At 69.6% G+C, this 22,518-nt stretch carries 16 protein-coding genes; 8 read left to right on the top strand and 8 right to left on the bottom strand.

Going from position 1 to position 22,518, the window contains the following annotated elements; genetic code table 11:
- Positions 1–37: 37 nt before the first annotated feature.
- Entirely contained in the window at positions 38–1,297 is a 1,260-nt protein-coding gene (locus ACT535_RS09185; protein WP_476364141.1) for an ABC transporter substrate-binding protein, read from the bottom strand.
- A gap of 247 nt (positions 1,298–1,544) precedes the next feature.
- On the opposite strand from ACT535_RS09185, the gene ACT535_RS09180 reads away from it, so the two are divergent.
- From ACT535_RS09180 to ACT535_RS09170, 3 genes are read left to right on the top strand one after another with little or no spacing between them, the layout of a single operon-like run.
- Positions 1,545–2,009: a DUF3280 domain-containing protein gene (locus ACT535_RS09180; RefSeq protein WP_476364140.1), complete on the top strand. Its 465-nt coding sequence runs from the start codon at positions 1,545–1,547 to the stop codon at positions 2,007–2,009.
- A 54-nt stretch (positions 2,010–2,063) separates the two neighbouring features.
- Positions 2,064–2,600: an SRPBCC family protein gene (locus ACT535_RS09175; protein ID WP_024276644.1), complete on the top strand. Its 537-nt coding sequence runs from the start codon at positions 2,064–2,066 to the stop codon at positions 2,598–2,600.
- Positions 2,600–3,589, top strand: coding sequence for a YVTN family beta-propeller repeat protein (locus ACT535_RS09170; RefSeq protein WP_476364139.1), 990 nt, complete (start codon positions 2,600–2,602; stop codon positions 3,587–3,589). Before ACT535_RS09175 ends, ACT535_RS09170 begins: the two co-directional genes overlap by 1 nt.
- A gap of 242 nt (positions 3,590–3,831) precedes the next feature.
- Here the strand turns inward: ACT535_RS09170 and fae are convergent, their stop codons facing one another.
- Positions 3,832–4,338, bottom strand: a complete 507-nt coding sequence (fae, locus tag ACT535_RS09165; protein ID WP_168458574.1) for a formaldehyde-activating enzyme — start codon at positions 4,336–4,338, stop codon at positions 3,832–3,834.
- Positions 4,339–4,873: 535 nt separating this feature from the next.
- Here fae and ACT535_RS09160 point away from each other — a divergent pair.
- Complete coding sequence (locus ACT535_RS09160; RefSeq protein WP_024276641.1) at positions 4,874–5,080, top strand: hypothetical protein; 207 nt, start codon at positions 4,874–4,876, stop codon at positions 5,078–5,080.
- Positions 5,081–5,198: 118 nt separating this feature from the next.
- Positions 5,199–6,104 carry a zinc metalloprotease HtpX gene (gene htpX, locus ACT535_RS09155; RefSeq protein ID WP_476364138.1) on the top strand — a complete coding sequence of 302 codons (906 nt, stop codon included), beginning with the start codon at positions 5,199–5,201 and terminating at the stop codon, positions 6,102–6,104.
- A 3-nt stretch (positions 6,105–6,107) separates the two neighbouring features.
- On the opposite strand, the gene ACT535_RS09150 is transcribed toward htpX, so the two are convergent.
- Together ACT535_RS09150 and ACT535_RS09145 are read right to left on the bottom strand one after the other, a co-directional pair.
- Positions 6,108–7,946, bottom strand: coding sequence for a heparinase II/III family protein (locus ACT535_RS09150; RefSeq protein ID WP_476364137.1), 1,839 nt, complete (start codon positions 7,944–7,946; stop codon positions 6,108–6,110).
- A gap of 52 nt (positions 7,947–7,998) precedes the next feature.
- Complete coding sequence (locus ACT535_RS09145) at positions 7,999–9,369, bottom strand: RsmB/NOP family class I SAM-dependent RNA methyltransferase (RefSeq protein WP_476364136.1); 1,371 nt, start codon at positions 9,367–9,369, stop codon at positions 7,999–8,001.
- A gap of 243 nt (positions 9,370–9,612) precedes the next feature.
- Between ACT535_RS09145 and ACT535_RS09140 the strand changes: the two genes are divergently transcribed.
- Both ACT535_RS09140 and ACT535_RS09135 read left to right on the top strand, forming a co-directional pair.
- Positions 9,613–10,908 carry an adenylosuccinate synthase gene (locus ACT535_RS09140; protein ID WP_476364135.1) on the top strand — a complete coding sequence of 432 codons (1,296 nt, stop codon included), beginning with the start codon at positions 9,613–9,615 and terminating at the stop codon, positions 10,906–10,908.
- A gap of 38 nt (positions 10,909–10,946) precedes the next feature.
- Positions 10,947–12,314, top strand: coding sequence for a hypothetical protein (locus ACT535_RS09135; RefSeq protein WP_476364134.1), 1,368 nt, complete (start codon positions 10,947–10,949; stop codon positions 12,312–12,314).
- Positions 12,315–12,362: 48 nt separating this feature from the next.
- Here ACT535_RS09135 and mutS read toward each other — a convergent pair whose 3' ends face one another.
- Positions 12,363–15,155 carry a DNA mismatch repair protein MutS gene (mutS, locus tag ACT535_RS09130; protein ID WP_476364133.1) on the bottom strand — a complete coding sequence of 931 codons (2,793 nt, stop codon included), beginning with the start codon at positions 15,153–15,155 and terminating at the stop codon, positions 12,363–12,365.
- A gap of 196 nt (positions 15,156–15,351) precedes the next feature.
- On the opposite strand from mutS, the gene purH reads away from it, so the two are divergent.
- The gene (purH, locus tag ACT535_RS09125; RefSeq protein WP_476364132.1) at positions 15,352–16,941 is read left to right on the top strand and encodes a bifunctional phosphoribosylaminoimidazolecarboxamide formyltransferase/IMP cyclohydrolase; all 1,590 of its coding nucleotides are present in this window, start codon (positions 15,352–15,354) and stop codon (positions 16,939–16,941) included.
- Between the two features lie 79 nt (positions 16,942–17,020).
- Here the strand turns inward: purH and ACT535_RS09120 are convergent, their stop codons facing one another.
- From ACT535_RS09120 to ACT535_RS09110, 3 genes are all read right to left on the bottom strand, one after another.
- Positions 17,021–17,887, bottom strand: a complete 867-nt coding sequence (locus tag ACT535_RS09120; RefSeq protein ID WP_476364131.1) for an alpha-amylase family protein — start codon at positions 17,885–17,887, stop codon at positions 17,021–17,023.
- 142 nt (positions 17,888–18,029) lie between these two features.
- Positions 18,030–20,150, bottom strand: a complete 2,121-nt coding sequence (locus ACT535_RS09115; protein WP_168458583.1) for a glycosyl transferase family protein — start codon at positions 20,148–20,150, stop codon at positions 18,030–18,032.
- A gap of 19 nt (positions 20,151–20,169) precedes the next feature.
- A complete protein-coding gene (locus tag ACT535_RS09110; RefSeq protein ID WP_476364130.1) occupies positions 20,170–22,518 on the bottom strand; it encodes a hypothetical protein in 2,349 nt (782 codons plus the stop codon).

The following is a 22,518-nucleotide window of genomic DNA, read 5'->3' as shown; positions in this document are numbered from 1 at the left end:
AGAATTCGCGCGCTTGTTGCGCTTTTGCCCCGGCATTTCAGTTCAGCCGGCATTTGGATTCGCGCTCGTCCACGCCGAGCGTGTCGAGCGGGGTCTTCTGGTGCAGGAAGCCCTCCTCTGGCGCCACCGAGACGATGCCGAGGGGCTGGGCGATGAGGAGCGGCTGGCGCACCTGCTGGTCCCACGGCCGCACGCTCACCGGCACGCCCTTGAAGGCGGCGAGGCTGAAGTCGGGCGTGCGCATGAATTTCGCCAGCGCCACCGGGTCCGTCGTCTTGGCCCGGGTCGCCGCCTCGCCCACCATGCGCACGGCGAGCCATGCCTGATAGTCGGTGGCGCGCATGGGGCGGTTGGCGGCGCGCAGGAAGCGGTTCTGGAGTTGGGCTGATCCCCACGCATCCTGCGCCGGATGCCAGGTGCCGGCGGTCAGGCCCTGCGTGCCCACCACGAGGCGCGGCTCGAAGGTGCGGAAGGGGATGTAATTGCCGAAGTCGTTGGCCTCATCCGCCACCACCAGCACGTCCGCATCGACGCCGCGGCTGAACACCAGCGCGTCCGAGCGGGTGATGCTGTCGGAGCGGTCGCGCCCCAGCGGGCCGAAGGTCCATGGCTTGTCTGCGACGATCTTGAGGCCGAACTTCTTCGCCGATTTCCGCAGCGCATCGGCGTAAAGCTGATCCTCCGGGTTCGGCCCGACGATGAGGAACAGCTTGGTCCAGCGCTTCATGGCAAGGAACTGCATGAGCGCGTCCGCCAGCATCGCCCGGCTCGGCGCGACGTGGAAGATATCGGCCCGGCACTGCTCGGCGCGCAGCGCATCGTCGGTGGCGCCGATGTTGAACAGGGTGACGCCCTTGCCCTTCACCGCATCGTCCACCTTCAGCAGGTCTGCCGCCGGCAGGTTGACGATGACGAGTTTGATGCCGCCATCCGCAAGCTTCTGCGCCGCCGCGCCCGCGTCTTCGTCCTCGGCGAGCACGACCGGCTCCAGCGCATAGCTCTGGCCGGTGAACTGGCCCGTCGTGTTGTTGTCCTTGATGGCGAGTTCGGCGCCCGCCACCGCATCGTCCGCCGGAACCGCCAGAAGATCATAGAGCGGGGGCGGAGGCACCTCGCGGGTGAGAAGGCCGAGCCGCAGCTCGGCGGAGGCGGGCGTTTGGGCCGCGGCGCCGTCCGGCTGCTGCGCCAGCGACGTCCCGATGGAGCCCGCCGCGCCCAGCATCACGGCGCAGGCAAAGGTGAGAAGCAGGCGGGGCCGACGCAGCCGCGGCCATTCGAGGCGCCAGTGAAGGCTCATGGGCAATCGGGGCTCAGTCGATCCGGGTCTTCGCGAGGGGAAGATGTAGCCATCATCAGCCAAAAACGGCAACCGAATAGACATAAGAAAACAATAAGATGATCTCTCCTTGCCAGCGGCGGGCGGGCTGTGACACGCTCCCGCCTACCAAAGGTTCCCGATGATGTCCGGCGTCCGTTTCGTCTTTGCCCTTCTTTTCGCAGGCGCAACATTTTTCGGCGTAACAGGCCGCAGCTTTGCCGCGCCCGTGCCTGCGGCCATCTTCGGCTTCGAGTTATTTGACGATACGGCAGACCAGCGCGACAGCATCCGCGCGGAACAGGACGCGCGGCTCAAGCTCATCAATGCCGAGCTGTTGCGCCTCCTCGTCGAGTCCGGGCAGATCGGGCCCGTCGATCTCAAGCCCTTCGCCGCGCGCATCGATGAGGCCTCCCCCTTCTTCAAGTGCAATGCCTGCGAGAACGAGATCGCCTCGGACGCCGGAGCGCGGTTCGAGGTCGTGGGCGTGGTGCGCAAGGTGTCGAACCTCATCCTGTCCATCGAGCTGCAGGTGAAGGAAGTCGACCTGAAGGGGGTGGAAGGCAGTGCCAAAGTGGTGCGCGCCGGGCAGGTGGACATCCGCGGCAACACCGACGAATCCTGGCTGCGCGGCGTGCGCTACCTGGTGAAGAACCGCATTTTCGCCCCGGGCCTGCCCGAGCTTTCCCAATGACGCGGCCGTCCGGCCCGTTCAACACCGACCAAGAACTGTTGGAGGAACGTTTCCATGAGGCAGATGATTGCCGCCGCGGCGGCGCTTGCGGTCGCGATGATCCCGCTCGCCGCTGACGCCCACGGCCCCACCCGCAAGAAGGTGACGGAGAGCGTCGAAATCAACGCGCCGGCCGACAAGGTCTGGGCCGTGATCTCCAACTTCCAGGACATGAGCTGGCATCCCGCCGTCGACAAGCAGGAGGGCAAGGGCGGCAACGCCGTGGATGCCACGCGCTTGCTCACCCTCAAGGGCGGCGGCACCCTCGACGAGGTGCTGGTGAAATACGAGCCGGAGCAGAAGACCTATTCCTACCGCATCAACGCGGTGGACGTGAAAGTGCTGCCGGTCACCAACTATTCCTCCACCATTGCGGTCATTCCCGTCGATGCGACCCACACCAAGGTGGAGTGGCGCGGCGCCTTCTATCGCGGCTATCCCAACAACGACCCGCCGCCGGAACTGAGCGACGAAGCGGCCGTCGCCGCCGTGACCGCGGTCTATCGCGGCGGTCTCGACGCCCTGAAGGCCAAGGTCGAAAAGGGCTCCTGATGCCCCCCCTGCGGCGCGCGGCAGTCGCGGCGGGGCTCGCCGCGACACTCCTCGTCGCAACGCTCTTCGCCGCGCCCCGGCCTTCGGTCGCGGCCGAGGCCTTCATCACCAACCAGCCCGGCAATGAGGTGGCGGTGGTAGCGCTCGACGGCGCCGCCGCCCCGCCCAAACTCGTCGCGCGCATTCCGGTGCCCGGCGAGCCGGCCGGCATCGCCGTGTCGCGGGACGGAAGCCGCGCCTTCGTCACCAGCCCCGAGGGGAAGGCTCTGTCGGTGATCGACACGGCGACCCGCACGGTCGAGAAGCGCATCCATGTGGACGGCGGCCCGCTGGGCGTGGCGGTCGCGCCATCCGGCAAGCCCGTCTATGTGGCGGACTGGTATGCGGCGCGGCTCCTGGTGGTGGATCCCGACAAGCCCGATGCGCAGCGTATCGCCCACACCGGCGCATCCCCCTCCGGCGTGGCGGTGACGCCAGACGGCGCCCTCGTGCTCAGTGCCGATCGGGACGACGATCAGGTTTCCATCATCGATGCGGCGACGCTGGAGCGTGTCGCCGTGGTCAAGGTGGGCACCCGCCCGTTCGGCATCACTTTGTCCGAGGACGGCCGCACAGCCTATACGGCCAATGTGGGCTCGAACGACGTGAGCATCATCGACGTCGCCGCCCGCAGGGTGGTCGGCACGGTGAAGGTGGGCAACCGGCCCTATGCGGTGGCGCTGGCCGGTCCGCTGGCCTTCGTCACCAACCAGTATGCGGGGACGGTGAGCGTGTTCGACACCACGACCCTCGCGCCCCGCGCCACCATTCCTGTGGGCGAGTATCCCGAGGGCATCGCCGCCTCGGACGACGGGCGCGCTGTCTATGTGGTGAACTGGTTCGACAATTCCATGAGCGTGATCGACACGCAGACCCTCAAGGTGGTCTCGACCCTCGAGGTCGGCGACGGCCCCCGCGCCTTCGGCATCTTCCTGCGCCGGACGCCCTGACACGCGCTTTCGACGACAGCCCCTGAAAACGAAAACGACCGGCGGGAAGCCCGCCGCAAGCACCCGAAACGAAAACGACCGGCGGGAAACCCCGCCGCAAGGCCCTGAACGAAAACGACCGGCGGGAAACCCGCCGGTCGTCGTTCTTTTGGCCTCTATCGCAGAAAGATTGCGGCCAACCGCTGGAGCAGACCCTTCGGCATGGGCGGAGGGTTGCCGCTCTGTCCAGGGTGGTTTCCGCTCTAGGCCGCGAAGGGGTGCTTGGCGTCGTTACGCTTGTCGGTCGCTTCCTTGGCGGTGGGGGTACCGGCCACGGCGCGAGCGATCGAGAGCTTGGTCGCCTCGTAGTTGAACTGCTGGATCTTGGCGTCGTCCGCCGCTTCCCAGTGGATGAACACGCCGACGCAGATGAACAGGTCGTCCGCTTCCTCGACCGGGATCACGCCTTCGGCCACGGAGTCCTGCACCGCCTTGGCGACGCCGTACTGGGCGGGTCCGAACATCTGCACGGCCTGCCGGGCGTCCTTGATGGTCACCTTGTTGAACATCACGGTGTTGGGCTTGCAGGGCAGGTTCGGCGCGAGCACCGCGAGGAGGGACGTGAAGCCATCCTTGTTGTTCGTCAGGCTGGTGACGAACGCCGTCTCGGCCGCGCTGCCGCGCGGGCCGATGATGAGGTCGATGTGGGCCACCTCGTTGCCGTCACCGACGAGCGCCTCACCAACCAGAACCTTGCTAATCTTAGCCACCTTCTGTCCTCCCTCGTAGATCGACTAGGGATGACCGCCCCCGAAGACAGTTCCGGACGGCGGTCCTATGCCGCCTACCCTTGTTGTCAGCGCTCGGCGCGGAATGCCGAACCGGTTCACCAGATAGCGCGCGGAGCCTAGCCGCGCGGAGGCTCGCCTGCAAGCCGCCGCGGCCGCGAATCCATGCCGCGCCGCAGCGTGAAAAATTGGCCGGCAAAACGCTGGCTTACCGCCGCGCGAGAGGCACGCCGGCAGGACGAGTGACCTGCCCCTGCGGCGGCACAGGAGGCCCCAGGGCCGGGCGCCATCGGCAAAACGTGGCGGGAAGTATTGCGGTTGTTCAATACCAATCTTCCCGAACAAGCTTGCCAAACATTCCTGTTGGCCCCTGTCTTGCTTCTTAATTTTTGCACAGATTGCCCGTGAGAAGGCAGCCTGCCGGGACAGTACAGCGTATAAGGCAAGAGAAGGTTTGTCGCAGAGGGACGGAAGCAGGGGAGTGGCACACGCAGCGCCGATCTCAGGAACCCTGGTCATGTTCATTGTTCTTTACGCCTGCCTCATCAGCGCCCCGGCCACCTGCCGGGAGGAGAAACTCAGCTTCTCCATGGAAGCGAGCGCGCCCATGACCTGCATGATGTCCTCGCAGCAGGCCATCGCCCAGTGGAGCGAGAGCCACCCCCAGTGGCAGATCGGCCGCTGGAAGTGCGTCGCCGCCGACCGCCTCATGCGCGACATCTGAACGGCGCGGCGGCAGCCTCTCAATGACGTAGGGGCATGCCCGCCCTTGAACGCGGGCCGGTGCCTTCCCATCCTCTAGTCCAAGGTCCGCGACATGCGCGCGGCACCGGGAGGGATGGATGAATCACCTGAAGACGGCGATCCTGCTCGCCGGCATGACCGCCTTGTTCATGGCCGTGGGCTTCGCCCTCGGCGGACGCGGCGGAATGATGATCGCATTCGTGGTGGCGGCAGGCATGAACCTGTTCAGCTACTGGAATGCGGACAAGATGGTCCTGCGCATGTACGGCGCGCGGGAGGTGGACGAGCGTACCGCGCCGGAGTTTGTCGGCATGGTGCGGGAGCTGGCGCGGCGGGCGGATTTGCCCATGCCCCGGGTGTTTATCATGGACAACCCCCAGCCCAACGCCTTCGCCACCGGACGCAATCCGCAGAACGCCGCGGTCGCCGCCACCACCGGCCTGCTGCAGACGCTGACGCCCGAAGAGGTGGCCGGCGTCATGGCGCACGAGCTGGCGCACATCAAGCACTACGACACCCTCACCATGACGATCACGGCGACCATTGCGGGCGCCATCTCCATGCTGGCGAATTTCGGCCTGCTGTTCGGCGGTGGAAACCGGGACAACAACAATCCCTTCGGCTTCATCGGCACCATTCTGATGGTTTTCCTCGCGCCGATGGCCGCCATGCTGGTGCAGATGGCCATCTCCCGTTCGCGCGAATACGAGGCCGACAGGGGCGGTGCGGAGATACTGGGGCGGCCCATGGCGCTCGCCTCGGCGCTGGCGAAGATCTCCGGCGAGGCGCATCAGGTGCCGAACTATGAGGCAGAAGCGAACCCCGCGACTGCCCACATGTTCATCATCAATCCCCTGTCCGGGGCGCGGATGGATAATTTGTTCTCCACCCATCCGGCGGTGGAGAACCGTATCGCGGCCCTGCGCGATCTGTCGCAGCGTATGGGTGGCGCAGGTTTTACTGCACCGGCCCCGGCGCAGACGCGCCGCCGCCCCTGGGGGTGAGCTTCAGCCCCGGCCCGGCCGCACCGGAGGCACGCTCTGCGCTTCCCGGGTGCGCACGAAGGTCCAGATGACGCGCGGCGTGCGCGCCACCTCGCCCGTGAGCACGAGCTGGGAGGTGCGGCGCGGCCCGCCGCTGGCGGCGAGGTCCACGCTCTCCTCCACCACGAGGGGCAGATGCGGGGCGGCAAACGCCCAGGCTTCGCCGTTGGGCAGGCTGAGCAGGGCGGTGTGTGGATCGTCCAGCCGCTCCACCGTCACGGACGGGTGCAAATGGAAGCGGATGGCGAAGGTCTCCGCCGGCAGCGCCCCACCCTCCTCCACTGGCTTGAAGATGTCTTCCCCGTCGAGCCGGTTGCCCTCCAGTGCCAGCCGCCAGGAGCGCTGGTGCAGCAGGTTGAAGGCCTCGGCATAGCCGTCATGGCTGGCGCGCAGCAAAAGCGCGTTGTTTCGCGTGCCGCGCTGCACCTCCACATGCTTCGGGCCGGCAACGATGGGCGCGCCGAAGATGCGCGTCATGGAGCCTCCCTGCAGGAAGCGGCAGGAGGAGGTGTCTGCGATCACGGCGGTGGAATGGGCCGCCGTGGAGCGCGCCACCTGCCGCCACATCTCCCGGTGCACCTCCGGCACGCCGCAATTGATGACGATGCGCTGGCGGGCCGAGGAGAATTCGAAGGCGAGGCAGCTCGCATGCGCCTCCCAGCTCGCCACGGCGGGCGGCGGCGGGCCGGTGTCGGCAATCAACATCAGCGAGCGGGCGTCAAGCCGCTGATAGCCGGAATAGGGCGCGTTGGCGACGGGCGCACCGCGCGCATCGTCGAAGGCGAGGATGGTGGCCAGCTGGTCCGCCGCCGTATGGCCCATGCCGTGGAAATGCGCGAAGGCGCCGTCGCCGTGCCGGAAGAAGCGCAGCATGGGCATCATCCGGTCCACCGCATTCATCAGCGCGGCCGGGGCCTGCTGGTTGCGCGCGGTGAAGGCCTGGCGCAGCGGCAGAAGGTCGAGCAGCAGCTCGATAAGCATGCCGGGATTGCGGGTCAGCGGTCCGCCGTCCGGCAGGATCTGCCGGTCCAGTTCCTCGGCGAGGCGCTTCTGCGCCGCCTTGAGGAGGCGCGGCTGATCGGACATGCACAGCCCGGCGAACACCAGCGCGACGATGGCGATGAGGCGCGGATAGCCGTCCGGCGCATCGCTCGCCATGCGGCGGAGCTGGCGCACCTGCTTGGCCAGCGAGCGCATGAAGCGTCGGTAGAAATCGTGGTCGGCGTCCTGCAGCAGGAAGGTCGCCTGGGTGAGCCAGGAGATGATGCGCCGCGCCGCGACGTCCGGGCGTGCCGCCACCGCCTTGGCCTTGCCGGGATCGCGGATGAAATCACCGACGAGGGCGCGGGCATTGGCGCGGGCGATGGTGGTGTTGGCCGCCTTCAGGTGCCGCAGCCAGCCGAAGCCGTGCAGCGCTTCGGCCCATTCCACCGAGGGCGGCACCAATTCGAACGCGGTGCGGCCGTCGAGCGCCATCACCTTGCCGGCGAAAGCGAAGCGGCCGGAATAGATTTCGCTGGCGACGGTGGCGTCGCCGGTCCTCAAGTCCTGCGGGGCAATGAGAAGGCGTTCCGGCACCGGCACCGGCACATAGCCGAGCGGCACGGCGCGGCCGCCGATGCGCGCGAGCACCGTCTGCGACCAAAGCTCCAGCAGGAGGGTCGCCAGTTGCGTGCGCTCTTTCAGCCCGCCTCGGCTCACGGCGCCTCCCGTCGGGTGGGCGTGGCCCTTCCCGGCCAGCGTGCCGACCAGATTTCTGGCCACGGCCTGCAGCGGGCCCGCCGATCCATTCCAGATACCCATGCGCCTGTCTTCACCAGCCTCTAGCCCAAGCGGGAGGCCGGGGCGCGGGGGATCAGGCCGTTGGGCTTGCCCTGCGCCGCAGCCGGGCGGCGAAGAAGCCGTCGAGTCCCGACCGCTCCGCCTCCCCCCGCATCCAGTGACTTGGAAGAGTGCGCACATCCCCTTGAGGAGTTATGAACAAATCGAGGCCATCCACCTCTCCGGGGCGCAGCGGGACGCGTTCCACCTCCGGACGGGCGGCCAGAAGCCGCTCCACCTGGGCCTCGCCCTCCTCCGGCTCAAGCGAGCAGGTGGAATAGACGACGAGGCCGCCGGGCTTCACGAGGTCGATGGCGTGGTCGAGCAGCCGGGCCTGCAGCGTGGCGAGGGTCGGGATGTCGGACGGGCGCTTCGACACCGCGATGTCCGGATGCCGGCGCAAGGTGCCGGTGGCCGAGCAGGGCGCATCCAGCAGCACCGCATCGAACGGCCCGCCGGCGAAGGTCGCGGCATCGCCTTCCACCACGGTCGCGGAGAGGCCGAGCCGCGCCAGATTGTCCCGAAGCCGGGTGAGGCGGGCGCCGGAGCGGTCCACCGCCGTCACCTGCGCCCCCGCGGCGACGAGCTGCGCCGTCTTGCCGCCGGGGGCGGCGCACAGGTCCGCCACCTTCAGCCCGTGGACATTACCGAGCAGCCGGGCGGGAAGCGCGGCGGCGGCGTCCTGCACCCACCATTCGCCTTCCGCGAAGCCGGGCAGCGCACGCACCGGCCCGGCCTGGAGAATGCGAACCGTGCCGGTTGGCAGCACCTCGCCGGAGAGCTTCTGAGCCCAGCCGTCCGGGTCGGTCTTCACCGTGATGTCGAGGGGTGGCTCCACCCGGTGCATGGCGGCCATGGCGCGGGCGGTCTCGGCGCCATGGGCCTTGATCCAGCGCTGGCGCAGCCAGTCGGGCGTATCGGCGAAATCGGGATCGACCCCGGCCATCAGCGCCTCGCCCTCCCGCGCCACCCGGCGCAGCACGGCGTTGACGAGGCCGGCGAAGCCCACGGTGGAGCGGTCGGCGCGGGCGAGGTCCACGCTGAGACCCACCGCCGCATGGCTCGGCACGTCCATGAACAGGATCTGCGTCGCTCCGGCCAGCAGGACCGATTCCAGCCGCGGCGCGGATTTGGGGAAGCCGCGCTCCATCAGCTTGCCGAGCACGGCGCGGAGCGTCCCGAGCCGCCGCAAGGCGGTGGCGACGATGCGATAGGCGAGCGCCCGGTCGCGCGGCTCCAGCGTCGGGCCGTCCAGCGCCTCTTCCAGCGCGGCGCCCTGCCGCAGCACGGCTTCCAGCGCATCGACGGCGACGGCGCGGGCGGACAATCCGGGGGTGGCGGCAACGGGCTTGGGGCTGCCGCCGGGGCGGCGGGAAGGAGCGGGAGCGCTGCGGGGTGTCTTCATCGGGGAAGGTAGAGCACGAACCGGGCCTGCCCGCCAACGCTCCAAAGGGCGTCCCCTCCGGCACCTCCCGCCGCTACCGCTGACGGAACGTCGCCCGACGGCCGGCCCGCCGCGCAAACCTTGCCTCGCCAGCCCCGATCCCGTAAGACGCTTTGGTAACGCCCCGGACCAGAGCCGGGGCTTTCCTTTGTGCGCGCGGTCGAGGTCCGAACCTCCCGTGCCGGGTTCAGGAGGCACCACCGCGTGGCCAATGTGGTCGTGGTCGGCTCTCAGTGGGGCGACGAAGGCAAGGGCAAGATCGTCGATTGGCTCTCCGAGCAGGCGGACGTCGTCGTCCGCTTCCAGGGGGGCCACAATGCCGGCCATACGCTGGTCGTCGGCGGCGTCACCTATAAGTTGTCCCTGCTGCCGTCCGGCGTGGTGCGTCCCGGCAAGCTGTCGGTGATCGGCAACGGCGTCGTGCTCGACCCGCAGGCGCTGGTGGACGAACTGGCGCGGCTCGCCGCCCAGGGCATCGTGATCGGTCCCGACCGGCTGCGCATCGCCGAGACCGTGCCGCTGATCCTGCCGCTGCACCGCGAGCTGGACGCCCTGCGCGAAAGCGCCACGGCGGAAGGCGCGCGCATCGGCACCACCAAGCGCGGCATCGGCCCGGCCTATGAGGACAAGGTCGGCCGCCGCGCCATCCGCCTCGTGGATCTGACCGACCCGGCGACCCTGCCGGCCAAGGTCGATCGCCTGCTCACCCACCACAATCTCATCCGCCGCGGCCTCGGCATGGCGGAAGTGGATGGCGCGGCGCTGGTCGCCGAGCTGATGGCGCTCGCCCCCAAGGTCCTGCCCTTCATGGACCGGGTGTGGGAGCTCCTCGACAAGGCCCGCCGCGACGGCCGCAAAATCCTGTTCGAGGGCGCGCAGGGCGCGTTGCTCGACATCGACCATGGCACGTATCCCTACGTCACCTCCTCCAACACGGTGGCGGGATCTGCGGCGAGCGGCACCGGCATCGGGCCGGGCGCCCTCGATTACGTGCTCGGCATCACCAAGGCCTACACCACCCGCGTGGGCGAAGGCCCCTTCCCCACCGAGCTTCTCGACGACGTGGGCAAGACGCTGGGCACCAAGGGCCACGAGTTCGGCGTCGTCACCGGCCGCGCCCGCCGCTGCGGTTGGTTCGATGCGGTGCTGGTGCGCCAGACGGTGCGCACCTGCGGCATCCACGGCATCGCCCTCACCAAGCTCGACGTGCTCGACGGCTTTAACGAGTTGAAAGTCTGCGTCGGCTACAAGGTTGACGGTAAGGAAATCGACTATCTGCCGGCGGAAAGCGGCGCGCAGGCCCGGGCCGAGCCCATCTACGAGACCATGGAAGGCTGGCAGGATTCCACCGCCGGCGCCCGCTCGTGGGCCGACCTGCCGGCCGAGGCGGTGAAATACGTGCGGCGCGTGGAAGAGCTGATCGGTTGTCCGGTGGCGGTGCTGTCGACCAGCCCGGAACGCGACGACACGATCCTTGTTCACAACCCGTTTCAGGCATAATGCCGATCTGACGGCTCAAGGGGAACCTCACCGCTCCGATGGCTGACTACTATCCCCTCCTGGTCCGCGCGATCTCCAGCCTGCCCCAGAAGACCGGGGAGAGCCGGCGCGCCGTCTATGATCGTGCCCGCACCGCCCTGATGCGTCAGCTGCGCGGGGTGGACCCGCCGCTTCCGGAAGGCGAGATCACCCGCGAGCGCATGGGTCTCGAGGAGGCGATCCGCCGGGTGGAGGCGGAGTTTGCCCAGCAGGACAACACGCCCGAGCCCCAGCCGGAAGACGAGGACGAGATCTACGAGGAGGAGGCGGAGGCTGCCGCTCCCCCCTCGCCGCCGGCCCGGTTCGAGCCGCCGAAGCCCCCGGCCGCCCCGGCCGAGGACCCCGCAAAAAGCTCCGATCCCGAAGACCGCGCGCCCGCAGAGCCGCCGGCCCGGCCCGACCGCCGGCTGCCGCCGCGCCAGCGCAGCGAAGAGGAAACCGAGGGCGACCGCCGCCCGCCGCTGCGGCGCGGTGAGGTCCGCAGCCGCGGGGCCGCCGCCACCGGCGGCCGTCGCGGCCGCTCGGAAGGCGGCGCTTCATGGAAGAAGTTCCTGGCGATCGCCGTTCTCGTGCTGCTGGTGCTGGGCGGCATCGCCTTCGCCGTGGTGAACCGCGACCGCCTCTTCGGCGACAGCGAGGGCGAGCAGCATGCGGCGGCACCCGCCGCGTCCGGTACCGCTGCGTCCGATCAGGCGAAGTCGGCCGATCGCATGACCAAGACCTCGGGCGATGCCGCGCGCCGCGCACCGGCCCAGCGCCCCGGCGCCACCTCCGGTAGCGCGCGTGCCGTGCTGATCGAGGAATCCCCCGGCAGCGCCCAGCCCCAGAACTTCGAGGGCACCATCACCTGGCGCACGGAAACCGTGAACGCCGGCCCCGGCCTGCCCCCCGACATCGGCCTGCGCGGCGACCTCGTCATTCCCGAGCGCAAGATCGCCATGAGCTTCGTGCTCCGGCGCAACACCGACCAGACCCTGCCGGCGTCCCACACCATCGAGATCGGCTTCAAGCTGCCGGACGACTTCCCCTTCGGCGGCGTCTCCAACGTGGACGCGGTGCGGGCGAAGCCGAACCAGCAGGCCCTCGGCACCCCGCTTGCTGGCCTCGCCGTGCGCGTCAACCCGACCCTGTTCCTGGTGGGCCTCTCGGAAAAGGCGGCCGACCGCCAGCGCAACGTCGCTCTGCTGCAGGCCTATCCCTGGCTCGATGTGCTCCTGACCTACACCAACAACAAGAAGGCCGTGATCGCCTTCGAGAAGGGGGTGGCCGGCGAGCAGGCGTTCAACGATGCCTTCTCCGCCTGGGGCGAGCTGCTCCAGCGCCCGCAGGCTCCGGCAACGTCGGACGGCGGCGGCAGCAGCAACTGATGACGTGAGGGCGCAAGGCCCCCTCCGCTCTCATCCCGCTGGCCACTCTCAGCCCTCGCGGCGCAGCCCCTTCAGCCGATAGAGCGCATCCAGCGCCTCGCGCGGGCTCAGTGCGTCGGGATCGAGACCATCGAGAGCTCCCAGCACCGCCTCGGCGGCGGGATCGGCCTGCGCGGACTTCTCGGCCGGCTTCGGGCGGACGGCGAACAGCGGCAAATCGTCGATCAGCTTCTGCGCCGGCGAGGCGCGCTCCGCCGCCTCCAGCTCCGCCAGCACGGCCTTCGCCCGGGTGATAACGGCCTCCGGCAGGCCCGCCAGCTTCGCCACCTGGATGCCGTAGGAGCGATCCGCCGCCCCCGGCACCACCTCGTGCAGGAAGATCACGTCGCCATGCCATTCCGTCACCTTCACGGTGGCGTTGGAGAGGCGGCGGCAGCGCTGGGACAGCGCAGTCAATTCGTGGAAATGGGTGGCGAACAGCGCCCGGCAGCGGTTCACCTCGTGAAGGTGCTCCAGGCTTGCCCAGGCGATGGACATGCCGTCGAAGGTCGCCGTGCCGCGGCCGATCTCATCGAGGATGACGAGGGAGCGCGGCGTCGCCTGATTGAGGATCGCCGCCGTCTCCACCATCTCCACCATGAAGGTGGAGCGCCCGCGCGCCAGATCGTCGGCCGCGCCGACGCGGGAGAACAGCCGGTCCACCACGCCGATCCGCGCAGAACGGGCCGGCACGAAGGCCCCCGCCTGCGCCAGTACCGCGATGAGCGCGTTCTGCCGCAGGAAGGTGGATTTACCGGCCATGTTGGGCCCGGTGACGAGCACGATGCGGCCGTCCTTGTCCCCTTCCGGCGGAGAGAGATCGCAATCGTTGGGCACGAAGGGGCCGCCGTCTTTGGCCAGCGCCTGCTCCACCACCGGGTGACGCCCGCCGGCGATGGCGAAGGCGACACCCTCCTCCATGTGCGGGCGCACGTGGGCCTCGGTGGCCGCGAGTTCAGCGAGGCCCGCCGCTACATCCAGCTCGGCGAGGGCCTCGGCGGCGGCCCGGATGGCCTCCGTCTCGGCCACGATGGCCGCGGACAAGCGCTCGAAAATGGCCTGCTCCAGCGCCAGCGCCCGTTCGCCCGCGCTGGCGATGCGGCTTTCCAGATCGCCCAGTTCCACCGACGAGAAGCGCATGGCCCCTGCCATGGTCTGGCGATGGACGAAGACGCCATCATGCGGCGGCTCGCGCAGGCGGTCCGCATTCTGCTGGGACACCTCGACATAATAGCCGAGCACCGCATTGTGCCGGATCTTGAGGGCGCGAACGCCCGTCTCCTCCACATAGCGGCGCTCCAGCGCGGCGACGACGCGGCGGCTCTCGTCGCGCAGGGCGCGGGTGGCGTCGAGTTCGCCGTCGCAGCCTTCGCGCACGAACCCGCCGTCGCGGCGGTGGGCCGGCAGGTTGTCCGCCAGCGCAGAAGCGAGGTCCAGCGCCACCGCATGGGGGGCGCGGGAGAGGGCGCGGGCGGCGCGGGCGAGATCGTCCGGAGCCTCGGGACCGATGAGGGCGGCGATGGAAAGCGCCCCATCCAGGCCGTCGCGCACCGCCGCAAGATCGCGCGGGCCGCCGCGCTGCAAGGCGAGGCGGGTGACGGCGCGGGCCATGTCGGGGGCGCGGGCGAGCGCGTCCCGCAGCGCGCGCCGCAAGGCGCCGTCCTCGCACAGATGCCCCACCGCGTCGTGCCGGGCGCGGATGGCGCCGAGGTCGGTCAAGGGCTCGGCGATACGACGGGCGAGCAGGCGCGCGCCAGCCGCCGTCACGGTGCGGTCCACGGCGGCGAGCAGCGAGCCACGCCGGTCGCCGGAGGTGGTGCGCACCAGCTCCAGATTGGCCCGGGTGCCGGCATCGATGGCCATGATGCCGCCCTCCGCCTCCCGCTCCGGACGGGCGAGCAGCGGCGTGGCACCGAGTTGGGTACGGTCCACATAGGCCACCACCGCCGCCGCTGCGATCAGCTCGGCACGGGAGAAGGCGCCGAAGGCGTCCAGCGCGGCGACGCCGTAGAAATCCGCCAGCCGCTTTTCCGCCCCCGCCCCGTCGAAGGACTGGCGGGGCAGCGGCGTCACCGCCGGCAGATCGCGCAGAAGCGCCCGCAGTTCGGCGTCGTCCATGAGCGCGTCGGAGACCAGCAGTTCCGCCGGGTCCACCCGCGCGAGGTCGCCGGACAGCGCGGCGCGCGTGGTGCCGGCCACCCGGAAAGCGCCGGTGGACATGTCGGTGAAGGCGATCGCATAGGCGAAATCGTCCGCCCCCGAGCCGGCGCGCACCCGGGCGAGGGCGGCGAGCACATTCTCGCGCCGGGCGTCGAGCAGGGAGTCCTCGGTGATGGTGCCGGGGGTGACGAGACGGGTCACATCCCGCCGCACCACCGATTTGCCGCCGCGCTTCTTCGCCTCGGCAGGGTCCTCCAGCTGCTCGCAAACGGCCACCCGGAAGCCGAGGGCGATGAGCTTGTGCAGATATTCCTCGGCCCGCTCGATGGGCACCCCGCACATGGGGATGTCCTCGCCGAGGTGCTTGCCGCGCTTGGTGAGCACGATGCCCAGCGCCTGCGAGGCCTGCTCCGCGTCGCCGAAGAACAGCTCGTAGAAATCGCCCATGCGGTAGAACAGGAGGCTGTCCGGGTTCGCCGCCTTGATCTCCATGTATTGCGCCATCATGGGCGTCACGCGCGTCTCGTCCGCCTTCGCGGGCGCAGGCTTGGCGGAAGCAGAACTGGCGGGCGCGGGCGCTTCCTCGGAAGGCGCCTCTTCGGCGGCGGTCTTTGCAGCGGTCTTGGTGGCGGTCGGGCGCATGGCCGCACGGTATCGGGCGGGGCCGCGCCTGTCAGCGCGCCGCAGCCGCGCATCGACAGGAAAAGCGCGCTGCAGGGGCAATCCCTGCCCGCATGCCCCCCGCCAATACCGGCCATGCATCTGCGCGGACCCGCGCGGCTGGCGATGTGCGGCCATTGGTGCTAGGCGAGCGGCAATCTTTTCCCGGAGCCCATCGATGACCGCCGACATCCGTCCCGTGACCCGCGCCCTCCTCTCGGTGTCCGACAAGACGGGGCTGGTGCCGTTCGCGACCAAGCTCGTCGCCCATGGCGTGGAGCTGGTCTCCACCGGCGGCACCGCCAAGGCCATCGCCGACGCCGGCCTGCCGGTGAAGGACGTGAGCGAGCTGACCGGCTTCCCCGAGATGATGGACGGCCGGGTGAAGACCCTCCATCCCAAGGTCCACGGTGGCATCCTCGCCATCCGCGCCGATGCCGGCCATCAGGCCTCCCTCGCCGAGCACGCCATCGCCCCCATCGATCTGGTGGTGGTGAACCTCTATCCGTTCGAGGCGACCGTCGCCCGCAAGGCGGATTTCGAGGAGACCATCGAGAACATCGACATCGGCGGACCCTCCATGATCCGCGGCGCGGCCAAGAACCACAACGACGTGGCCGTGGTGGTGGAGGCCGTGGACTATGAGGCGGTTCTGCATGAGATCGCCGAGCATGGCGGCACCACCCTCGCTTTGCGTCGCAAGCTGGCGCAGAAGGCCTATGCCCGCACCGCTGCCTATGACGCGGCCATCTCCAACTGGTTCGCCCGCGAGCTGAAGGAGGAGGCCCCCGCCTTCCGTGCCTTCGGCGGCAAGCTCATCGAGGCGCTGCGCTACGGCGAGAACCCGCACCAGTCGGCGGCCTTCTACGCCTCGGACGAGATTCGTCCCGGTGTCGCCACGGCCCGGCAGGTGCAGGGCAAGCAGCTCTCCTACAACAACATCAACGACACCGACGCCGCCTTCGAGGCGGTGGCCGAATTCCACCCCGCCCGCACGGCGGCGGTCGTCATCGTGAAGCACGCCAACCCCTGCGGCGTGGCCGAGGGCGCGGACCTCGCCGCCGCCTACAAGAAGGCGCTCGCCTGTGATCCGGTGTCGGCCTTCGGCGGCATCATCGCCGTGAACCGGACGCTGGACGCCGAGGCCGCCCGGGCCATGGTGGAAATCTTCACCGAAGTGATCGTCGCCCCCGACGCCACCGAGGAAGCCATCGCCGTGGTGGCCGCCAAGAAGAACCTCCGCCTGCTCCTCACCGGCGGCCTGCCCGACCCCCGCGCCCCCGGCCTCACCGTGAAGACCGTGGCCGGCGGCCTGCTGGTGCAGGGTCGCGACAACGCCAGCGCCGATGATCTCGACCTGAAGGTCGTCACCAAGCGCGCGCCGACCGAGCAGGAGCTGACCGACATGCGCTTCGCCTTCCGCGTGGCGAAGCATGTGAAGTCCAACACCATCATCTATGCCAAGGACCTCGCCACCGTGGGCATCGGCGCCGGCCAGATGAGCCGCGTGGATTCGGCGCGCATCGCCGCCCGCAAGGCGCTGGATGCGGCCGAGGCGGCGGGCCTTTCGGTGCCGCTCACCAAGGGCTCGGTGGTCGCCTCGGACGCCTTCTTCCCCTTCGCAGACGGCCTGCTGGCGGCGGTGGAGGCGGGTGCCACGGCGGTGATCCAGCCTGGCGGCTCCATGCGCGACGCGGAGGTGATCGCCGCCGCCGACGAGGCCGGCCTTGCCATGGTCTTCACGGGCGTGCGCCACTTCCGGCATTGATGCCATCGGCCCCGAAAGGGCCGAGTGGGCCACCTGATGTGCAGCGCCGGCTGTGTTGGCCAACGCGCCCGCGGCGCGGTCAGCCGGCCATCAACTGCTGCACGATGAGGCGGTCCACATAGTGCGGGCCGTCGAAGACGAAGACCTCGAAGCCCTCGTAGGCCTTGAGCTGCGGCAGCAGCTCCGCGGCGGTCGCGGCGCGGAAGGCGCCGTTGCCGGACGGACGGAAGGCCTCGGCGATGATCTTGAAGCGGCGGGCACCGAGGCGCCGGGAGATCACCTCCGCATAGCGGCGGGCCGCCTCAGGTGCGCGGGTGTAGATGCCGCAGCCGTCCTGGAAGAACAGCCCCACGTCGCGCGGCAGCCAGAGCTCGATCCAGTCGGCCAGCGCCTCCGGGCCGACGTTGGAATTGTCATAGCAGCTCACCCACAGCGGGCGCGGAATGGGGGCGAGGGCCTCGCGCATCCGCCCCACCTCCTTCCAGGTGGGATCGGCCTCAACCGGGAAATAGAAGCCGGCCGGGCGGAACGGCAGCTTCTGTCGCGCCACCTTGGCCGACAAGGCGCCAAGCTCCACCACGTTCGCGCGGGCCTTCGGCTCGGAGAAGTCACTGGCGAGACCGGCGATGATCTGGCTGGCCCACGGCTCGCGGGCGATGCGCTTCCAGTTCGGCGCATCGGGAATGAGCTTGAGGCCGAGCTTCGGCAGCGGCACGAAAGCGGTGCCGTCGGCCACCAACCATTGCACCAGCAGGCTCCTCGCGCCGATGAAATCCCAGTCACCGCGGGGATCGAGCGCACCGCCATGGACCTGCCAGACGATGCCGTCGATGAGCCCGCCGGCACGGCGGTCGCGCGCGCCCAGCGCAAGGTCCAGACCCAGAAGGCCCGTGCTCGCGGCGGCCGCGCCGAGGCCGAGCGCGGCGCGCCGGCTCAGCCGCGCCATGACGCGTCTTGATGGAAAATGCGCCACGGGCACCCCGCTCGGTCAGAGGTCGCCCGCCCGGACGTTGCTAGCCCGGACGTTGCTCGCCCGGACTTGGCCCGGCCGGAGGCCGTCAGGCCGGCTTTGCCGGGCGCGCCGAGGATCATACCGGCGCGAGCGACGCGGCGACGCGGCGTTCCTGCTCGCGGATCGTGGCGCGCAGGGCTTCCTCCGTCACCACGCCGGAGCGCACGAGATATTCGCCGATCCGGCCATCCTCGTCGGGGTGGTAGTTCTCCATGGCGGCCTCGAAGGCTTCGCGCCGCATCAGCCCCTTCTCCAGCAGCAGGTCGCCGAGCAGAGGTGGCGACTTCTGGCCGTCCGCGGTGCCGGTCACGCCGCGCAGCAGGCGCAGGCCGTCGTTGATCTCGCTCTCGCGGGCGATGCGCTGGAGCGGCTCGTCGCCGATGGCGCGGCGCAGCTCTTCCATCGCCTTGTCGCCCAGCGGCGAGGGCACCGCGACGATCAGGCGCCCGCGGGGATCGCGCCCGATGGGCAGCACGCGCCGCCGCACCATCATGTCGATGGGAAGCAGATCGTTGAACTGGCGCACCATCGCCTCGGTGACGGTCGTCCGCGGCAGGTTGGACTGAAAGGCCATGGCCTCCGCCAGGGTCTCCTCGTCGAGCCAGCCGCGCGAGACCAGGATGCGTCCCAGAGGCTGCTGACGCTCGGCCTGCAGGGCCAGGGCCTCCTCCACATGCTCCGGCAGAACGGCCTGCCAGGTGAGCAAAAGCTCGCCCAGGCGCTGGCGCTGCTGGCCAAGCTCCAGCTGGTCCGGGAAGTCGTGGGCGGTCTTGTCCCACACGATCTTCCGGCCGAAGAAGAGGTGGCCGAGAAACAGCTTCCACGCCCGAACGGTGGCTGCGAAGTTGACGAAGTTGGACATGACCACGCGCGGAACGGACATCAGTCCCTGTTCCCAGCCATACACGTTGGCCACGAAGTAGAACCGTTGCACCAGCCGTAGCCCGAACGCGACGGCGTTGCCGGTCAGCACCGCCAGCAGCCAGGTCTCGGTGGCGAAGATGGAGGGGTAGCGGGCGGGCAGCAGGCCGAGCTTCTCGGCGCCCATGAAGAGGAGGAAGTGCGCGGCGACGACATAGGCGAGCACCGCGACGAGCGAAGTGACGATGCCCTTGCGGTCGCGGAACAGGAAGTATTTCGTCGCCCAGTTGCCGCGCCAGCCCATGTGCCGCCAGCCCTGGAAGGCGATGCCCAGGGACCAGCGCGCCTTCTGCCGGTAGGAGGTGCGGAACGTATCGGGGAAGAACTCGCGCACGCACAGCGGCATGGAAAGGAGGATTTCCTTCTCCTGGCCGAAGCCGAACAGGCTTTCGCGCTTGACGATGTATTCCACCGGCAGGCGGGCGATGATCGACTGCATGTTCGCCGCATAGAGGCGGGCGCTGATGTCGTAATCCTCGGTGAGGCTCGCGGTGTTGAACACCTCGCCCGTGCCGTCGGACAGAAGGTGGAGCATCGCCCGGCGGGAGAAGCAGGTGCCCACCCCGGCCGATGGCACCGAGCCGGCCACGCTCTCGCGGACCACGAGGTCCTTGGCGTGCCACTCGGCGAACTCGTCCATGTAGATGCCGGCCACCAGCTCCGACCAGTGGCGCTCCAGCGAGAGCACCGGCACCTGGATCAGATCCTTGCGCGGCAGGAGATAGCTGAAATACCGCAGCTCGAGCGGATGCAGCACGTCCTCGGCATCGTGCAGCACCAGGCCGGCGAACTCGACGCCGGTCATCTGCTCGTGCTGGAAGATGGCGCGCACAACGGCGTTGAGGCAGTCGGCCTTGTTGGTCGGGCCGGGGTTGCGCGTCTCCACCCGCACCAGCTGCTTGTAGCGCCGCCGCATGCGCTCGACCTCGGCGATGGTCTCCGGGTCGTTGGGATAGGTGCCGACGAAGATCGTGTAACGCCGGTAGTCCAGCACGCTCACCATGTTCTCGATCATGGCCGCGATCACGGGGGATTCGAGCCAGGCGGGGATCATGATAGCCAGCGGCTGCTCGTCCTTCTGGTAGAGCATGGCCGGGGTGAGCGGACGGATGAACGGCTCGATGACGAAGCGGCGGTAGATCCGCCGCCCCCAGTACCAGACATCGATGAACAGGTCGTCGATGGACGAGATCAGGATGATGACCGCCACCACGGCCGCCACGTATTCGACCACGCGGATGTAATCGGCCAGGAGATAGGGCCAGTAGAGTTCCATGGCGGCGGTCCCGATCCGGTCAGTTGCCGCGGCGACGCACTTGCGACGCGCGGATCAGCAGCAGGAAGAACAGGGCGGCGGCGCCGATGCCGAGCGGCAGGCCCCAGTCCGACGAATTCTGCCACAGCCGCTGCAGGGTGCCGGCGGCACCGTCGGTGTCGGCGACACGCACCGTCCCCGGCGCCGCTCCGGAGGCGGCAAGCTCCGTCAGGGTGCCCTCGACGCCCACCAGGGCCACGTCGCCCTTCGACAGGCGCACGGGCTTGGCCGGCGTCATGGCCACCGGCCCGATGCTCTGCCACAGGATGCCGCGCGCATCGTCGCCGCGCACCGCCTGCACCAGGGCCACGTTCTTGAGGCCGGTGATGTCGAGCAGGCGCGCCTTTTCGTCATTGCCGACGATGAGGCGGTCGCCATCCACCTTGGCCTTCGCCGTCACGCCCTGCACCGGCACGTCCATGGCAAGGAAGCCGCCGGTGGCGCGGAACGGCGTGCCCACGGAGGAGACCTCGAAGGTGCTGGTCCCGGCCGGCATGCCGGCGGCGGCAGCAGCGCGCACCACGCGCGGCAGGCTGGACTTGGAAGTTGCAAGGTAGCTGTCCGGCACCAGCAGCTTGCCGCCCGAGGCCATGGCCGAGATCACGCCCAGGAAGTCGCCGCCCGGCGCCGCGCCACCCAGCTCGAAATGGCTGGTGGGCAGGACCGAGACCGGGAAGGCCTGGGGCGTCTCGCGGCAGCGGTCGCTCACCGGCTGGCGCTGGAAGGTCACGCGCAGGACGTTGCGGGCCGCCAGTGCATAGGGCGGCACGGCGGCCGAGACGCGCTCGGGATGGCCGGTGGCGTCGAGGCGCTTGGCGGCCAGCAGCACGTCATTGAGGAATACCGCGACCACCGGCTCGGAGGTCGAGGCGCCGGGCGCGGCGGCGACATCGAGGTTCAGCCGGCTCGGCAGGCTCCGGCCGCCGGTGGCGGCGGCGAGATCGAACGTCACCACCCAGTCGCCGCGGGCAAGCACGTCGAGATTGCCGTCGGTCGGGCCGAGGCTCGACAGCGGCACGGAGGAGGGCTTCTCCGGTCCCACGTCCACGGCGCGGATCATCACCGTGCCGGAGGTCAGCGAGGAGCGCCAGAAGCTGTCGAACAGCTGCGTGGCCTTGCCGCCGGCAGCGCCGCCGACCGCGATCACCGGACGTCCGGCGAGGAATTGCAGGCTCACCTCGTCGGGAGCGATGCTGGCCGATCCGAGGCTCGCCGCCCGGGCGCGCCATTCGGTGAAGGCGGCAGAGGCGGTGCCGAGGCGGGCACCGAGGGCGTCGAGCGCGCCGCGGATGCCGGACAGCAGGGCGACGTCCGCCACCGCCACGTCAGCACCGAGCGGGGAGCCGGGCAGGACCAGCAGCGCGCCGAGTTCGGAGGCATCGCGGATGCGGTAGCTCTTGACGCCGACGAAGCTGGAGAAGGGCGCGACGGCGCGCAGCGAGGCCGGCACGTCCAGATTGGAGAGGTCCACCTCGTCGCCGATGGACGGCAGCGTCTTCACCACGAGGCGCTTGCCCGCGGTCTCGAGGGCGAGGCCGAGCCGCCAGGCGGTGTCATAGGTGTCCCTGGAAAGGGTGCCGCCCGCCACCAGCAGCGAGCCCGAGCCGGGCATGCCGCTCCAGGCGGTGGCGAGATTGCGCACCTGTCCGGCATCATAGCTGTAGGTGAAGCGGGTGCTCGGGCGCAGCTTCAGCACGTTGCCGATGCCGCGCTCGTCGGCGCAGAGCGCCTCGCCGATCACCGACGACCAGGCGGTGCCGAAACGCACGAAGCCTGTATCGCGGGTGCGCTCATCCACGGCGATCGTCGCGCTGGCGCCGCCGTTGTCGCCTTCCAGGCGCCGCGAAAACACCGGCGTGCCGTCCACCGAGAACACCATCGTGGTGCGCCCGCCGTCGCCGCGCAGATATTCGCCTTCGACGGCGATGCTGGCATTCTCCAGCGGCACGCCGGCCGGAACCGGCAGGTAGATGTCGCGCCGCGCATCCATGCCCTGCAGCACCACCGGGCCCTCGATGCCGAGGTCGCCGAGGGTGAAGGACCGCGTGACGCGGGTGTCCGCCGCCCGCTCCTGGATGGCCGAGAGGATCGGGTCCACCGGCGGCACATAGGCCGGCGCCACGTAGACCGGCTGCGGCGCGACGGGGGCCTGCGCGACGGGGGCCTGCGCAACCACCGGCGGCGCCGGGCTGCGCGACTGCGCGGCAGCCGGCCAGGCCGAAAGCAGGCTCACCGGCAGGACGAGCGCAGCGGCCAGGGTCGAGAAGCGCCGGGCGCGAAGGCCACGGGCGGCCCCGCCACGGGCGATGGAGGTGGAAACGTGTCGCAT

The organism is Xanthobacter sp. DMC12, assembly GCF_056314105.1.
Note: the sequence above shows the minus strand (reverse complement) of the source record. Positions and strands in the feature narration are given on the sequence as shown.

Bases quoted from the DNA above. Each gene is read 5' to 3' on its own strand.
- ACT535_RS09170 (WP_476364139.1), top strand. From the start codon at position 2,600: ATGCCCCCCCTGCGGCGCGCGGCAGTCGCGGCGGGGCTCGCCGCGACA.
- ACT535_RS09150 (WP_476364137.1), bottom strand. From the start codon at position 7,946: ATGGGTATCTGGAATGGATCGGCGGGCCCGCTGCAGGCCGTGGCCAGA.
- ACT535_RS09160 (WP_024276641.1), top strand. From the start codon at position 4,874: ATGTTCATTGTTCTTTACGCCTGCCTCATCAGCGCCCCGGCCACCTGC.
- ACT535_RS09115 (WP_168458583.1), bottom strand. From the start codon at position 20,150: ATGGAACTCTACTGGCCCTATCTCCTGGCCGATTACATCCGCGTGGTC.
- purH (WP_476364132.1), top strand. From the start codon at position 15,352: ATGACCGCCGACATCCGTCCCGTGACCCGCGCCCTCCTCTCGGTGTCC.
- ACT535_RS09175 (WP_024276644.1), top strand. From the start codon at position 2,064: ATGAGGCAGATGATTGCCGCCGCGGCGGCGCTTGCGGTCGCGATGATC.
- ACT535_RS09110 (WP_476364130.1), bottom strand. From the start codon at position 22,518: ATGCGACACGTTTCCACCTCCATCGCCCGTGGCGGGGCCGCCCGTGGC.
- ACT535_RS09145 (WP_476364136.1), bottom strand. From the start codon at position 9,369: ATGAAGACACCCCGCAGCGCTCCCGCTCCTTCCCGCCGCCCCGGCGGC.
- htpX (WP_476364138.1), top strand. From the start codon at position 5,199: ATGAATCACCTGAAGACGGCGATCCTGCTCGCCGGCATGACCGCCTTG.
- ACT535_RS09135 (WP_476364134.1), top strand. From the start codon at position 10,947: ATGGCTGACTACTATCCCCTCCTGGTCCGCGCGATCTCCAGCCTGCCC.
- ACT535_RS09185 (WP_476364141.1), bottom strand. From the start codon at position 1,297: ATGAGCCTTCACTGGCGCCTCGAATGGCCGCGGCTGCGTCGGCCCCGC.
- mutS (WP_476364133.1), bottom strand. From the start codon at position 15,155: ATGCGCCCGACCGCCACCAAGACCGCTGCAAAGACCGCCGCCGAAGAG.
- ACT535_RS09120 (WP_476364131.1), bottom strand. From the start codon at position 17,887: ATGGCGCGGCTGAGCCGGCGCGCCGCGCTCGGCCTCGGCGCGGCCGCC.